Below are 12,489 nucleotides of genomic sequence, written 5' to 3'. Positions count from 1 at the left end.
TTTAAAGAATAATTCAATTCAAGATGATCTTCCGATAGATATGGACAATCGCTGAAACCAGGTTCGTTCGGGCCGGCAATCGGCAGGGGGCTATGCGGGGTCGCGAGTCCGCGTCCGCCGTATGGAAGCCCTGGCGCCACAGGGCCGGTTGCAGGCCCGGACTCAGAAAAGGACGTGCCGATGACGCTTGCATTGATCATTGCCTTGCCGTTTCTCGGCGCCTGCCTGCCGTTGCTGGCAGCTCGCCGAGGGCGTTCGCTGTGCGCGGCGGCCGCTGCGCTGGTTCCGCTGCTGGGACTGATCCTGCTGTTCTCCCAAAGCTCGAAAGTGTTTTCCGGGATGGTCGTCAAGAGCAGTGTCGCCTGGCTGCCGGAACTGGGCCTGAACCTCAGCCTGCGTCTGGACGGCCTTGGGTTTCTCTTTGCCCTGCTGATTCTCGGCATCGGCATCCTGGTCATCCTCTATGCCCGCTACTACCTGGCCAGGCATGAGCCGATGGGGCGCTTCTTCGCCTTCCTGCTGCTGTTCATGGGCGCCATGCTGGGGCTGGTACTTTCGGAAAACCTGCTGCTGATGCTGATGTTCTGGGAGCTGACCAGTCTCTCCTCGTTCCTCCTGATCAGCTTCTGGCACCACCGCTCGGATGCCCGCCGCGGTGCGCGCATGGCCCTGACCGTGACCGGCGGGGGCGGGCTGGCGCTGCTCGCCGGTGTGCTGCTGATCGGCCACATCGTCGGCAGCTTCGAGCTGAGCGAGGTGCTCGTCGCCGGCGAGACGATCCGCGCCCACGGCCTCTATCCGCTGACGCTGATCCTGGTGCTGCTCGGCGTGTTCACCAAGTCGGCGCAGTTCCCCTTCCATTTCTGGCTGCCGCAGGCGATGGCGGCACCGACCCCGGTGTCGGCCTATCTGCACTCGGCGACCATGGTCAAGGCCGGAGTCTTCCTTCTGGCCCGCCTGTATCCGGCCCTTTCCGGCAGCGACTGGTGGTTCTACCTGGTCAGCCTGAGCGGCCTGGCGACCCTGCTGCTGGGCGCGGTGACGGCGCTGTTCCAGCACGATCTCAAGGGCCTGCTGGCCTATTCGACCATCAGCCACCTGGGCCTGATCACCCTGCTGTTCGGTCTCGGCTCGGACCTGGCGACCGTGGCGGCGGTGTTCCACATCATCAACCATGCCACCTTCAAGGCCTCGCTGTTCATGGCCGCCGGCATCATCGATCACGAAACCGGCAGCCGCGACATGCGGCGCATCAACGGCATGTGGAAATACATGCCGCACACCGCCGCACTGGCCATGGTGGCCAGTGCGGCGATGGCCGGGGTGCCGCTGCTCAATGGCTTCCTGAGCAAGGAGATGTTCTTCAGCGAGACGCTCCAGCAGAATCTGCTGGGCAGTTTCCACTGGCTGCTGCCGATCGCCGCGACCATCGCCGGCGTGTTCTCGGTGGCCTATTCGCTGCGCTTCATCCACGACGTGTTCTTCAACGGCGAGCCGGTCGACCTGCCCAAGGCCAAACCCCACGAGCCGCCGCGCTACATGAAGATTCCGGTCGAGGTGCTGGTGTTCCTCTGCCTGCTGGTGGGCATGCTGCCGGGCTGGACCGTGGCGCCGCTGCTGGCCGTCGCGGCCTCGGCCAGCCTCGGCGGCGAGCTGCCGGCCTATAGCCTGGCGATCTGGCACGGTTTCAACCTGCCGCTGGCGATGAGCATCGTCGCCCTGCTCGGCGGCGTGCTGGTCTATGTCCTGCGCCAGCCGCTGTTCCGCTGGTACGAGGGCCTGCCGGAGCTGGACGCGCAAGGTATCTTCCGCCGCTGCGCCGGCGTGCTGGTGGACTTCTCCCGCGACCTGACCGGGCTGCTGGAGAACGGCTCGCTGCAGCGCTACCTGGGCCTGATGCTGGGCAGCGCCCTGCTGCTGGCGGCGTTCGCCCTGGCGCCGCTGGCCGATATCGACGGCCCCGTGGCGCTGACCCCGATGGACGGCATCACCGTGCTGGGCCTCGCCGCACTGGCCCTGACCGCCCTGCTCAGCGCGGTGTTCCACCGCAACCACCTGGTCGCCCTGATGATCCTCAGCGGCAGCGGACTGATGGTGGCATTGGCCTTCGCCCGCTATTCGGCACCCGACCTGGCGCTGACCCAGCTGTCGGTGGAGGTGGTGACCATCATCCTGCTGCTGCTCACGCTGTTCTTCCTGCCCGACCGCTCCCCGGCCGAGTCGAGCAGCCTGCGGGTGGTCCGCGACCTGCTGCTGGCGGCCGGCAGCGGCATCCTGGTGGCGCTGCTCGCCTATGCGGTGCTGACCCGTCCCTACGAGAGCATTGCCGCCTTCTTCCTGGAGAACAGCCTGACCGGCGGCGGCGGCAGCAACGTGGTCAACGTGATCCTGGTGGACTTCCGCGGCTTCGACACCCTGGGCGAGATCAGCGTGCTGGCCATCGCCGCGGCGGGCGTCTTCGCCCTGCTGCACGGCCTGCGCCTGCCACATCCGCAGCGCGATCTGCAGGGCCGGCCCTGGTCCGCCGATCCTCATCCGCTGATCCTCGACCAGCTGGCGCGCGCCCTGTTGCCCCTGGCGCTGCTGATCTCGGTGTTCATCTTCCTGCGCGGCCACAACCTGCCGGGCGGCGGCTTCATCGCCGGACTGATCACCGCGGTGGCCCTCATCCTGCAGTACATCGCCCTTGGCGTGTCCTGGTCCCAGGCCCGCCTGCGCTTCAGCTATCACGCCATGGCCGGCGCCGGGGTGCTGATCGCCGCCCTCACCGGGCTGGGCAGCTGGGCCTTCGGGCGACCCTTCCTGACCTCGGCGTTCGGCCATTTCAGCCTGCCCCTGGTCGGCGAGTTCGAGCTGGCCACGGCAATGCTCTTCGACCTGGGGGTCTATCTGGTGGTGGTCGGCGCGACCCTGCTGATTTTGTCCAACATCGGCCACGTCAGTCAGGACGAGTCGAGCAAGGAGGTGCCTTGAGATGGAAGCGCTGTTCGCGATCACCCTCGGCGTGCTGACCGCCAGCGGCGTGTATCTGCTGCTGCGCGCGCGGATCTTCCCGGTGGTGATGGGGCTGACCCTGATTTCCTATGCGGTGAACCTGTTTCTCTTCGCCATGGGCCGTCTGCGCACCGGCGTCGCACCGGTGCTCGGCAAGAGCGCCGAGTATGGCGACCCCCTGCCGCAGGCCCTGGTGCTCACCGCCATCGTCATCGGCTTCGCCATGACCGCCTTCGTGGTGGTGCTGGCCCTGCGCGGCCTGGGCGAAGTGCACAGCGACCACGTGGACGGACGGGAGCCGGACCAATGATGCACGCACCGATCCTGCCGATCCTCCTGCCGCTGTTCGCCGGCAGCCTGCTGCTGCTCGGCCATCGCCTGGGGCGCGGCGTCCAGCGCCGGCTGTCCCTGGCCGCCACCTGGGCGCTGCTGCCGCTCTCCGTCTGGCTGCTGGTCCTCGCCGGAGATGACCAGCTGCGCGTCTATGCGCTGGGCGACTGGGCGCCGCCCTTCGGCATCGTCCTGCTGCTCGACCGGCTGAGCGCGCTGATGCTGCTGCTCACCGCCCTGCTGGCCGGCTTCGCGGCGCTCTACGCGGTGCGCGGCGACGACGAGCGGGGGCCGAACTTCCACGCCCTGTTCCAGTTCCAGCTGCTCGGCATCAACGGCGCCTTCCTGACCGCCGATCTGTTCAACCTGTTCGTGTTCTTCGAGATCCTGCTGATCGCCTCCTATGCGCTGCTGATGCACGGCAACGGCGCCGCGCGGGTACGGGCCGGCATGCATTACGTGCTGCTCAACCTGCTCGGTTCGTCGTTCTTCCTGATCGGCGTGGGCACCCTCTACGGCCTGACCGGGACCCTGAACATGGCCGATCTGGCCCGTCAGGTGGCCAGCGCCGATGCGACACAGGCGCCGCTGCTGGCGGCTGCCGGCTACCTGCTGCTGCTGGTGTTCGGCCTCAAGGCGGCGATCCTGCCGCTGTACTTCTGGCTGCCGCGCGCCTATGCGGCGACGACGGCGCCGGTGGCGGCGCTCTTCGCGATCATGACCAAGGTCGGCCTGTATGCCATCCTGCGGGTGTTCACGCTGATCTTCGGCAGCGGGGCCGGCGAGCTGGCCGATCTGGCGCAGCCCTGGCTCTGGCCGCTGGCCGCCATGACCCTCGCCGGCGGGGTGTTCGGCGTCCTGGCGGCGCGCAACCTGCAGATGCAGCTGGCCTACCTGGTGGTGGTGTCGGTCGGCACCCTGCTGGTCGGCATCGCCCTGGGCACCGCCGAAGGCTTTGCCGCCGCACTCTACTACCTGCTGCACAGCACCCTGGTCAGCGGCGGCCTGTTCCTGCTCGCCGACCTGATCGCCCGTCAGCGCGGCGAGCTGGGCGGCGAGCTGCAGCACGGGCCCAGCCTGCGCCAGCCGGCGCTGCTCGGCGGGCTGTTCTTCTTCGCGGCGATCTCGGTGGCCGGTCTGCCGCCGCTGTCCGGCTTCCTCGGCAAGCTGATGCTGCTGCGTGCGGTACCGGCCGGTTCCCCGGCGCTGCTGATGTGGTCGGTGCTGCTGATCGGCGGCCTGGGGCTGCTGATCGCCCTCAGCCGTTCCGGCAGCACCCTGTTCTGGCGCACCTCCGGGACGCCGGTGGCCGAGGCCGGAGCCGACCACCTGCGCATCCTGGCCTGCGCCGGCCTGCTGCTCGGCAGCCTGCTGATGGTCCTGGCGGCTGCGCCGCTGCAGGCCTACGTGCAGGCCACGGCACGCCAGCTGCTGGATCTTTCGCCCTATCTGCAGATCGGCACGGGAGGTGCTGCATGAAGGCACTGCGCGGCTTGCCGCATCCGGTCCTGAGCCTGTTGCTGACGGTCATCTGGCTGATGCTGGTGAACACCCTGAGCTTCGGCCATCTGCTGCTGGGGGCCTTTCTCGGCTGGGCGATCCCGCTGCTCTGCCGCGACTTCCTGATCGAGGTGCCGCGGGTGCGCCGGCCGCTGCAGCTGGGCCTGTTCGTGCTCAAGGTGTTCGGCGACATCCTCGTCGCCAACCTGGCCGTGGCGAAGCTGGTGCTGGGGCCGACGGAGCGGCTGAATCCGGCCTTCGTCGAGGTGCCGATGGCCATCGAGGACAAATTCGTTCTGGCGGTGCTGACCAGCATCATTTCCCTGACGCCGGGCACGGTGTCCGCCGATCTCAGCGCGGATCGCCGGACCCTGCTGCTGCATGCCCTGGACGCGCCGGACCCCGGGCAGCTGGCTGCCGAGGTGAAGCGCCGCTACGAGGCGCCCCTGCTGGAGATCTTCCAATGCTCGCCTACGTGATTCCCTTCTGCCTGGTGGTCATCGGCCTGGCGCTGGCCCTCAACCTGGTTCGCCTGGTCAAGGGGCCGAGCCTGCCGGACCGCATCCTGGCCCTGGACACCCTGTACATCAACGCCCTGGCGCTGATCGTGCTGTTCGGCATCTGGCTGGGCTCGGACCTGTTCTTCGAGGCGGCGCTGCTGATCGCGGTGATGGGCTTCGTCGGCACCGTGGCGGCCGGCAAGTACCTGCTGCGCGGCGATATCATCGACTGAGGAGTCGTCATTCATGCCCTTCTGGATCGAAGCGCTGGTCAGTCTGTTTCTGGTTCTCGGCAGCCTGTTCGCCCTGGTCGGCGCCATCGGCCTGTACCGCCTGCCGGACTTCTACACCCGCCTGCACGGCCCGACCAAGGCCACCACCCTCGGCGTGGGCGGCATGGTGATCGCCTCCATGCTGTTCTTCGCCGGCCGGCCGGAAGGGCCGAGCCTGCACGAGCTGCTGCTCACCCTGTTCCTGTTCATCACCGCACCGGTCAGCGCGCACATGCTGGCCAAGGCGGCGATGCAGAAGAAGCTGCCGCTGGCCGAGCGGACCCGCGGCAAGCCCTGGTGACTCAGTCGTCGCGGCCGCCGCCGAAGTAGGCGCAGCCGCGCTGCACCTGGCCGTCGAGGCGCAGCTCGGCGCTCATATGGCGGATCGCGCCGCTCATCGAGTCGATGCAGTGCTGCGGCGCCACCCAGAGTTCCAGGCGCTGGCCATCGGCCTCGCTGGTCAGGTTCAGGCTGCCGCCGGGCAACTGTTCCTCCAGATAGGGCAGGGCCAGCGGCGGCTGGCCGGGGCGCTGCAGCAGCAGGCCCTTGCTGCCGACGCTGATGCTCCACGACGGCTCGTGGCCCGCCGCGCGCAGCAGCATCCGGGGAAAGTCCGGGTCCTGGCAACTGCGCCCGCCGAGTTCCAGGCGATAGATCTTGCTCGTCTCGAAACGCCCGTCGACGCCGGGCCTGTCGCTGGAGCCGAGGGTGCCGCGCAGGTCGGCGAACAGCGGGTCGCTGCCGCCGCCCTGCAGGCCGCGGACCTCCTCGCTCAGGCCAAGCTCGCCGGCATCGACCAGCACGAAACGGCGCTGCTCGTCGCACGGGCGCAGCAGCAGCTCGCCGTCGCGCACGCTCAGCTCGCCCTGCAGACGGACCTGTTCGGCCTTGGACGCGTCCTTGCTTGCGGCGAACGACAGGCTGGCGGTGAACAGCGGCAGAAGGCAGTACAAGAGGGGGCGGGCAAGGCGCATCGGCGGTCTCCTGGAAGGGGCGCCCACGTTAACCAGCGGGGCGGTCGATCACAAGTCCGGCGACGACTCGCCGGGCGGGCGCAGCCGCGTGCTGTCTACACTGAGCAGGGTGGAGTCCGGGGGGCTTGCCCCCGGCGAGGAGGTTCCCATGTTCAAGCCGGGCCACCTGCATCGCGAGCAGCTGCCAGACAAGTCCAACCCGCAGACCTTCGTCTACGACGTGCATTACGAGGTGCGCGAGGCGCCGGAAAAGAGCCGGGTGCTGCACCTGCACATGGATGGCGAAATCGACGGCCAGCCCTTCGCGGAGGACTGCGAGCTGCCGCGCGACCTGGCCTTCGACTTCATGAACGCGCTGACCCGGATCGCCGTGCGCCATGGCCTGCATCCGCGCTTCGGGCCGATCCTGCGCGAGCACGACGAATACGACGCGATGTTCGAGGACATCCGCCACAAGCTGGAACTGCAGCCGGGCGAGCCGGTCGACCTCGGCCATCTGCCCGGACGGTAGTCCTTCGCGGCGGCTCAGCCGCCCAGGTAGGCCTCGCACACCCGCGCATCGCCGAGCAGCTCCTCGCCGCTGCCGTGCATGACGATCCGCCCGTTCTCCAGCACGTAGCCGCGGTCGGCGAGCTTCAGCGCCTGGTTGGCGTTCTGCTCGACCAGAAAGACCGTCACGCCTTCCGTGCGCAGTTGCTCGAGGATCGCGAAGATCTGCCGGATGACCAGCGGCGCCAGGCCCAGCGAGGGTTCGTCGAGCAGCAGCAGGCTGGGCTTGCCCATCAGCGCGCGGCCGATGGCGAGCATCTGCTGCTCGCCGCCGGAGAGGGTGCCGCCGCGCTGGGCGTAGCGCTCGGCAAGCCGCGGGAAGAGTTCCAGCACCCGTTCCAGGCGCGCCTCGACTTCCTCCCGGCTGGCGAAGAAGCCGCCCATGGCGAGGTTCTCCTCGACCGTCAGGCGGGCGAAGATGCGCCGGCCTTCCGGCACCACGGCGATGCCCTTGCGCATGATCGCGGCGGTGTCCTGGCCGACCAGCTCCTCGCCGCGGTAGCGGATGCTCCCGGCGCTGGCCCGCGGCGTGCCGCAGAGGGTCATCAGCAGGGTCGACTTGCCGGCGCCGTTGGCGCCGATCAGGGTGACGATCTCGCCCTCGCGCACCTCCAGGCTCACCCCGTGGAGCGCCTGGATCTTGCCGTAGCAGGTGGAGACGTTGTCGAAAGTCAGCATCAGGCTTCTCCCAGATAGGCCTTGATCACCTCGGGATGGCAGCGGATCTGTGCCGGCGTGCCCTCGGCCAGCGGGCGGCCCTGGTTAATGACGACGATCCGGTCGGAAATGCCCATCACCAGCGGCATGTCGTGCTCGATCAGCAGCACGCCGAGACCGTGCTCGTCGCGCAACAGGCCGATCAGCGCCTTGAGGTCTTCGGTTTCCCGCGGGTTGAGGCCGGCGGCCGGCTCGTCGAGCATCAGCAGGCGCGGGCGGGTCATCATGCAGCGGGCGATTTCCAGGCGGCGCTGCTGGCCGTAGGCAAGGGTGCCGGCCAGGCGGTTGGCGCAGTCCGCCAGCCCGACCCGCTCCAGCCACTGGTGGGCGAATTCCAGGGCCTGGCGTTCGCTGCGGCGAAAGGCCGGGGTCTTCAGCAGGCCGGCGAAGAAGTTGGTGTTCAGGTGGCGGTGCTGGGCCACCAGCAGGTTCTCCAGCGCGGTCATCTCCCTGAACAGGCGGACGTTCTGGAAGGTGCGCACGATCCCCTTGCGGGCGATCCGGTGCCCCGGCAGGCCTTGGATCGGCTCGCCGTCGAGGAGGATCTCGCCGGCGCTGGGCCGGTAGAAACCGGTCAGGCAGTTGAACACCGTGGTCTTGCCGGCGCCGTTGGGGCCGATCATCGACAGTACCTGCCGCGCGCCGAGACTCAGGCTCACGCCATCGACCGCCAGCAGGCCGCCGAAGCGCATGGCCAGGTCGCGCACCTCAAGCAGGGCGCTCATGATTTCAGCTCCAGGTGCGGGCGCTGCATGGGCAGCAGGCCCTGCGGCCGCCAGACCATCATCAGCACCAGCAGGGCGCCGAACAGCAGCATGCGGTACTCGCTGAACTCGCGCATCAGCTCGGGGAGCAGGATCATCACCACCGCGGCGAGGATCACCCCCAGCTGCGAGCCCATGCCGCCGAGCACGACGATGGCGAGAATCACCGCCGACTCGATGAAGCTGAAGGATTCCGGCGTCACCAGCCCTTGGCGGGCGGCGAAGAAGCTGCCGGCGAACCCGGCGAAGCAGGCGCCCAGGGTGAAGGCCGAGAGCTTGATGACCGTGGGATTGAGGCCCAGCGCGCGGCAGGCGATCTCGTCCTCGCGCAGGGCTTCCCAGGCGCGGCCGATCGGCATGCGCAGCAGGCGGTTGATGACGAACAGGGTGAGCAGCACCAGCGCGAGGGCGATCAGGTAGAGGAAGATCACCTTGTCCGCCGGGTCGTAGGGCAGGCCGAAGAAGCCGTGGAAGGTCTGCAGGCCCTCCGCGGCGCGGCGCTCGAAGGTCAGGCCGAAGAAGGTCGGCTTGTCGATGCCGCCGATGCCGTTGGGGCCGCCGGTGATGTCCGTGAGGTTGCGCAGCAGGATGCGGATGATCTCGCCGAAGCCCAGGGTGACGATGGCCAGGTAGTCGCCGCGCAGGCGCAGCACCGGAAAGCCGAGCAGCAAGCCGAACAGCGCGGCCATCGCCCCGGCGATCGGCAGGCAGGTCCAGAAGCCCAGGCCCCAGTACTCCGAGAGCAGGGCGTAGGTGTAGGCGCCGACCGCATAGAAGCCGACGTAGCCGAGATCGAGCAGGCCGGCGAGGCCGACCACGATGTTCAGGCCGAGGCCGAGCATGGCGTAGATGAGGATCAGGGTGGCCAGGTCCACCGCGCCGCGCGAGGCGAAGAACGGCCAGACCAGGGCCGGCACCAGCAGGGCGAGCAGGCCCCAGCGCTGGGTCGCGGGCAGGCTGAGGACCTCCTTCACCCGCCCCGGCACGGCGGGCCGCGACGGCGCTCCGCTCCAGAGGGCGGCGAGGCGGTCGCGGCCGAGCTGCCAGCAGAACATGCCGAGGGCTGCGGCGGCGATGCTCCAGAGCATCGCCGGGCTGGCGTTGTGCACTTCCAGGCGGATGCCCACGGTGGTCAGCTTGAGGCCTAGCACCGGCCAGGCCACGGCGAGCACCAGCAGGGCGCTGAACAGGGCGGTCCTTAATCGGGTGCTCATACCTTCTCCACCTCCGGACGGCCGAGGATGCCGGTCGGACGCAACAGCAGCACCAGCACCAGCAGGCTGAAGGCCACCACGTCCTTGTAGGCATCGCCGAACAGGTCGGCGCCGAAGGCCTCGGCGACGCCGAGCAGCAGGCCGCCGAGCATGGCGCCGGGGATGCTGCCGATGCCGCCGAGCACCGCGGCGGTGAACGCCTTGATCCCGGCGAGAAAGCCCATCTGCGGGTTGATCACCCCGTACTGCAGGCCCAGCAGCACCGCCGCCACTGCCGCCAGCACGGCGCCGATGACGAAGGTCAGGGCGATGATCCGGTGGGTGTCGATGCCGAGCAGGCCGGCCATCTTCAGGTCCTCGGCACAGGCGCGGCAGGCGCGACCGAGGCGCGAGCGGGAGATGAACAGGGTCAGGCCGAGCATCACCAGCAGGGTGATGGCGAAGATCAGGATCTGCGTCCAGGAGATCACCACGCCGTGCATGGCGCTTTCGCCGATCACCAGGTTGCCCGGCAGCAGGCTGGGGATCGCCTTGTCGCGGCTGTCCTGGGCGAGCAGCACCTCGTTCTGCAGGAAGATCGACATGCCGATCGCCGAGATCAGCGGAATCAGCCGGTTGCCGCCGCGCAGCGGGCGGTAGGCGACGCGTTCGATGGAGTAGCCGTAGGCGCTGGCGACCACGATGCTGGCGGCGAAGGCGGCGGCCATCAACAGCGGCAGCTGCTCCAGGCCGAGCATGGACAGCCCGGCGATGGCGATGAAGGCCACGTAGGAGGCGATCATGTACACCTCGCCGTGGGCGAAGTTGATCATGCCGATGATGCCGTAGACCATGGTGTAGCCGATGGCGATCAGCGCGTAGGTGCTGCCGACCGTCAGGCCGTTCACCAGCTGTTGCAGGTAGTGGTAGAGCTCGGGCATGGCCTGGTTCCTCGAAGCCCGCGCAGGGCCGGCAATGGGGCAGGATGTAGGAGCCAGTCGTAGGGTGGGTTAGGCCAACGGCCGTAACCCACCAACGGCACCGCAGGTGCCGCTTTCGCAGACGGGCGGGGCTCGACCTACTCGACGCGGGTCTTGCTCGCGTCCCGGTGCCACTCGTAGACCTCGAAGCCGAAGTCCTTCAGATCGCCCTTGTCGTCGAAGGCGAGCGTGCCGGTCACCGTGTCGAAGGTGTTGCCGCGCAGGGCTTCGGCGACCGCCTCGGGCTCGCTGCTGCCGGCCTTTTCGATGCCCTGGGCGATCAGCTGCACGGCGGCGTAGGCGGGAAACACGAAGGGGCCGCTGGGGTCCTGGTTCTTGGCCTTGAAGGCCTCGACCAGCACCTGATTGTATGGGTCCCGGTCGAAGGCACGCGGCAAGGTGAGCAGCAGCCCCTCGGAGGCCGGTCCGGCGATGGCGGAAAGCTCCTTGTTGCCGACCCCTTCCGGCCCCATGAAGCGCACCTTCAGGCCCTTCTCCGCGGACTGGCGCAGCAGCAGGCCGAGCTCCGGGTGGTAGCCGCCGTAGTAGACGAAATCGACGCCGGCCTGCTTGAGCTTGGCGATCATCGCCGAGAAGTCCTTGTCGCCGGCGTTGAGGCCCTCGAACAGCGCCACCTCGACGCCGCGCTCCTGCAGGGTCTTCCTGACCGCAGTGGCGATGCCCTCGCCGTACTGCTGCTTGTCGTGCAGCACGGCGACACGCTGCGGTTTGATCCGCTCGGCGATGAAGGCGCCGGCGGTCGGTCCCTGCAGGCTGTCCAGGCCGATGGTGCGGAAGATCAGCTGATAACCCTGGGCGGTGATCTGCGGGCTGGTCGCGGCGGGGGTGATCATCAGCACGCCCTCGTCCTCGTAGATGTCCGCGGCGGGCTGGGTCGAGCTGGAACAGAGGTGGCCGACGACGAAGGCGATGCCGTCGTTGACGATCTTGTTGGCCACCGCGACGGCCTGCTTGGGATCGCAGGCGTCGTCGTAGACGCTGCCCTCGAGGAGCTGGCCGTTCACTCCGCCGGCCTCGTTGATCCGTTCGATGGCCAGTTTCGCGCCGATGAACTGCATGTCGCCGTACTGCGCCACGGGCCCGGTGACCGGTCCGGCCAGGGCGATGCGGACCGGCTCGGCGGCGGCCGCGTGGAAGGTGGCTCCGGCGAGCGCCAGGGCGGCGAACAGCCGGGAGAGATGTCGGGTGGCCTTGTGCATGGTACTCCTCATTGTTCTGTCGTTGCGGGGGGCGCTCGGCCCGGCCCTCTTCTGCGCAGGGCGTTTGGGCACAGTTTAAGGGGCTGCTTCGCCGCTTGGGAACCTTGCCGGGCGGCACTTGCCTGGCCCGGCCGCGCCGCTATGATGGCGCCCCTTCCGCCCGGTGAATTTGCCATGACAGACACTACCAATCCCCTCTACGCCAAACTGCTCGGCGAAACGGCCCGGATCAGCTGGGAAGAGCTGCAGCCCTTCTTCGCCCGCGGCGCCCTGCTCTGGGTCGCCGCCGAGGCGGATCTGGTGGCGGTGGCGCTGGCCGTCGCCGAGGACGATCAGGCCAGCGTGGCCGCCTGGCTGACCGGCGGCCAGCTGGCCAAGCTGGAGGAGACCCGCGCCGAGGATCTGCTCGCCCGCGATCCGGAACTCTGGGCGGTGGTGGTGGCGCCCTGGGTGCTGGTGCAGGAGCGTGCCGAGGGGGCGCCGTTGCACTGACCGG

Annotated in this window: 14 protein-coding genes; 8 read left to right on the top strand and 6 right to left on the bottom strand. The window is 68.5% G+C overall.

Annotated elements, in window-relative coordinates; translation table 11 throughout:
* The first annotated feature begins 180 nt into the window (after window positions 1-180).
* The 6 genes from ACG10_RS12160 to ACG10_RS12135 are packed head-to-tail and all read left to right on the top strand — an operon-like array spanning window position 181 to window position 5,897.
* Entirely contained in the window at window positions 181-2,973 is a 2,793-nt protein-coding gene (locus ACG10_RS12160) for a monovalent cation/H+ antiporter subunit A (RefSeq protein WP_039803609.1), read from the top strand.
* A gap of 1 nt (window position 2,974) precedes the next feature.
* Entirely contained in the window at window positions 2,975-3,304 is a 330-nt protein-coding gene (locus ACG10_RS12155; RefSeq protein WP_039803610.1) for a Na+/H+ antiporter subunit C, read from the top strand.
* Window positions 3,301-4,803 (top strand): monovalent cation/H+ antiporter subunit D, encoded by a 1,503-nt coding sequence (locus ACG10_RS12150; protein ID WP_089168412.1) that lies wholly within the window; start codon window positions 3,301-3,303, stop codon window positions 4,801-4,803. Before ACG10_RS12155 ends, ACG10_RS12150 begins: the two co-directional genes overlap by 4 nt.
* On the top strand, window positions 4,800-5,303 hold the full coding sequence (locus tag ACG10_RS12145; RefSeq protein ID WP_089168411.1) for a Na+/H+ antiporter subunit E: 504 nt from the start codon (window positions 4,800-4,802) through the stop codon (window positions 5,301-5,303). The genes ACG10_RS12150 and ACG10_RS12145 overlap by 4 nt, the downstream gene beginning before the upstream one ends.
* Complete coding sequence (locus tag ACG10_RS12140; protein ID WP_039803615.1) at window positions 5,288-5,557, top strand: K+/H+ antiporter subunit F; 270 nt, start codon at window positions 5,288-5,290, stop codon at window positions 5,555-5,557. Before ACG10_RS12145 ends, ACG10_RS12140 begins: the two co-directional genes overlap by 16 nt.
* Window positions 5,558-5,570: 13 nt before the next feature.
* A complete protein-coding gene (locus ACG10_RS12135) occupies window positions 5,571-5,897 on the top strand; it encodes a Na+/H+ antiporter subunit G (protein ID WP_039803617.1) in 327 nt (108 codons plus the stop codon).
* A 1-nt stretch (window position 5,898) separates the two neighbouring features.
* Here the strand turns inward: ACG10_RS12135 and ACG10_RS12130 are convergent, their stop codons facing one another.
* Window positions 5,899-6,570, bottom strand: a complete 672-nt coding sequence (locus ACG10_RS12130; protein ID WP_198318937.1) for a COG3650 family protein — start codon at window positions 6,568-6,570, stop codon at window positions 5,899-5,901.
* Between the two features lie 148 nt (window positions 6,571-6,718).
* Here ACG10_RS12130 and ACG10_RS12125 point away from each other — a divergent pair, with 148 nt between their 5' ends.
* Complete coding sequence (locus ACG10_RS12125) at window positions 6,719-7,081, top strand: DUF5064 family protein (protein WP_039803620.1); 363 nt, start codon at window positions 6,719-6,721, stop codon at window positions 7,079-7,081.
* Window positions 7,082-7,095: 14 nt separating this feature from the next.
* Here the strand turns inward: ACG10_RS12125 and ACG10_RS12120 are convergent, their stop codons facing one another.
* The 5 genes from ACG10_RS12120 to ACG10_RS12100 form a co-directional block, all read right to left on the bottom strand.
* A complete protein-coding gene (locus ACG10_RS12120; RefSeq protein WP_039803621.1) occupies window positions 7,096-7,797 on the bottom strand; it encodes an ABC transporter ATP-binding protein in 702 nt (233 codons plus the stop codon).
* Window positions 7,797-8,561, bottom strand: a complete 765-nt coding sequence (gene livG / locus ACG10_RS12115; protein WP_408608415.1) for a high-affinity branched-chain amino acid ABC transporter ATP-binding protein LivG — start codon at window positions 8,559-8,561, stop codon at window positions 7,797-7,799. The genes ACG10_RS12120 and livG overlap by 1 nt, the downstream gene beginning before the upstream one ends.
* Window positions 8,558-9,814, bottom strand: coding sequence for a high-affinity branched-chain amino acid ABC transporter permease LivM (locus tag ACG10_RS12110; RefSeq protein WP_089168410.1), 1,257 nt, complete (start codon window positions 9,812-9,814; stop codon window positions 8,558-8,560). Before ACG10_RS12110 ends, livG begins: the two co-directional genes overlap by 4 nt.
* Complete coding sequence (livH, locus tag ACG10_RS12105) at window positions 9,811-10,734, bottom strand: high-affinity branched-chain amino acid ABC transporter permease LivH (protein ID WP_089168409.1); 924 nt, start codon at window positions 10,732-10,734, stop codon at window positions 9,811-9,813. Before livH ends, ACG10_RS12110 begins: the two co-directional genes overlap by 4 nt.
* A 137-nt stretch (window positions 10,735-10,871) precedes the next feature.
* Complete coding sequence (locus ACG10_RS12100; protein WP_089168408.1) at window positions 10,872-11,993, bottom strand: branched-chain amino acid ABC transporter substrate-binding protein; 1,122 nt, start codon at window positions 11,991-11,993, stop codon at window positions 10,872-10,874.
* Window positions 11,994-12,167: 174 nt separating this feature from the next.
* Here ACG10_RS12100 and ACG10_RS12095 point away from each other — a divergent pair, with 174 nt between their 5' ends.
* Entirely contained in the window at window positions 12,168-12,485 is a 318-nt protein-coding gene (locus tag ACG10_RS12095; RefSeq protein ID WP_039803627.1) for a DUF2288 domain-containing protein, read from the top strand.
* The last annotated feature ends 4 nt before the right edge of the window (window positions 12,486-12,489 follow it).

The organism is Azotobacter chroococcum, from assembly GCF_002220155.1.
GTDB lineage: Bacteria > Pseudomonadota > Gammaproteobacteria > Pseudomonadales > Pseudomonadaceae > Azotobacter > Azotobacter chroococcum.
The sequence above is the reverse complement of the archived record's forward strand: the minus strand, read 5'-3'. Positions and strand labels throughout refer to the sequence as shown.

Excerpts from the sequence above, each read along its gene's own strand:
- ACG10_RS12160 (WP_039803609.1), top strand. The coding sequence starts at position 181 with ATGACGCTTGCATTGATCATTGCCTTGCCGTTTCTCGGCGCCTGCCTG.
- ACG10_RS12155 (WP_039803610.1), top strand. The coding sequence starts at position 2,975 with ATGGAAGCGCTGTTCGCGATCACCCTCGGCGTGCTGACCGCCAGCGGC.
- ACG10_RS12150 (WP_089168412.1), top strand. The coding sequence starts at position 3,301 with ATGATGCACGCACCGATCCTGCCGATCCTCCTGCCGCTGTTCGCCGGC.
- ACG10_RS12145 (WP_089168411.1), top strand. The coding sequence starts at position 4,800 with ATGAAGGCACTGCGCGGCTTGCCGCATCCGGTCCTGAGCCTGTTGCTG.
- ACG10_RS12140 (WP_039803615.1), top strand. The coding sequence starts at position 5,288 with ATGCTCGCCTACGTGATTCCCTTCTGCCTGGTGGTCATCGGCCTGGCG.
- ACG10_RS12135 (WP_039803617.1), top strand. The coding sequence starts at position 5,571 with ATGCCCTTCTGGATCGAAGCGCTGGTCAGTCTGTTTCTGGTTCTCGGC.
- ACG10_RS12130 (WP_198318937.1), bottom strand. The coding sequence starts at position 6,570 with ATGCGCCTTGCCCGCCCCCTCTTGTACTGCCTTCTGCCGCTGTTCACC.
- ACG10_RS12125 (WP_039803620.1), top strand. The coding sequence starts at position 6,719 with ATGTTCAAGCCGGGCCACCTGCATCGCGAGCAGCTGCCAGACAAGTCC.
- ACG10_RS12120 (WP_039803621.1), bottom strand. The coding sequence starts at position 7,797 with ATGCTGACTTTCGACAACGTCTCCACCTGCTACGGCAAGATCCAGGCG.
- livG (WP_408608415.1), bottom strand. The coding sequence starts at position 8,561 with ATGAGCGCCCTGCTTGAGGTGCGCGACCTGGCCATGCGCTTCGGCGGC.
- ACG10_RS12110 (WP_089168410.1), bottom strand. The coding sequence starts at position 9,814 with ATGAGCACCCGATTAAGGACCGCCCTGTTCAGCGCCCTGCTGGTGCTC.
- livH (WP_089168409.1), bottom strand. The coding sequence starts at position 10,734 with ATGCCCGAGCTCTACCACTACCTGCAACAGCTGGTGAACGGCCTGACG.
- ACG10_RS12100 (WP_089168408.1), bottom strand. The coding sequence starts at position 11,993 with ATGCACAAGGCCACCCGACATCTCTCCCGGCTGTTCGCCGCCCTGGCG.
- ACG10_RS12095 (WP_039803627.1), top strand. The coding sequence starts at position 12,168 with ATGACAGACACTACCAATCCCCTCTACGCCAAACTGCTCGGCGAAACG.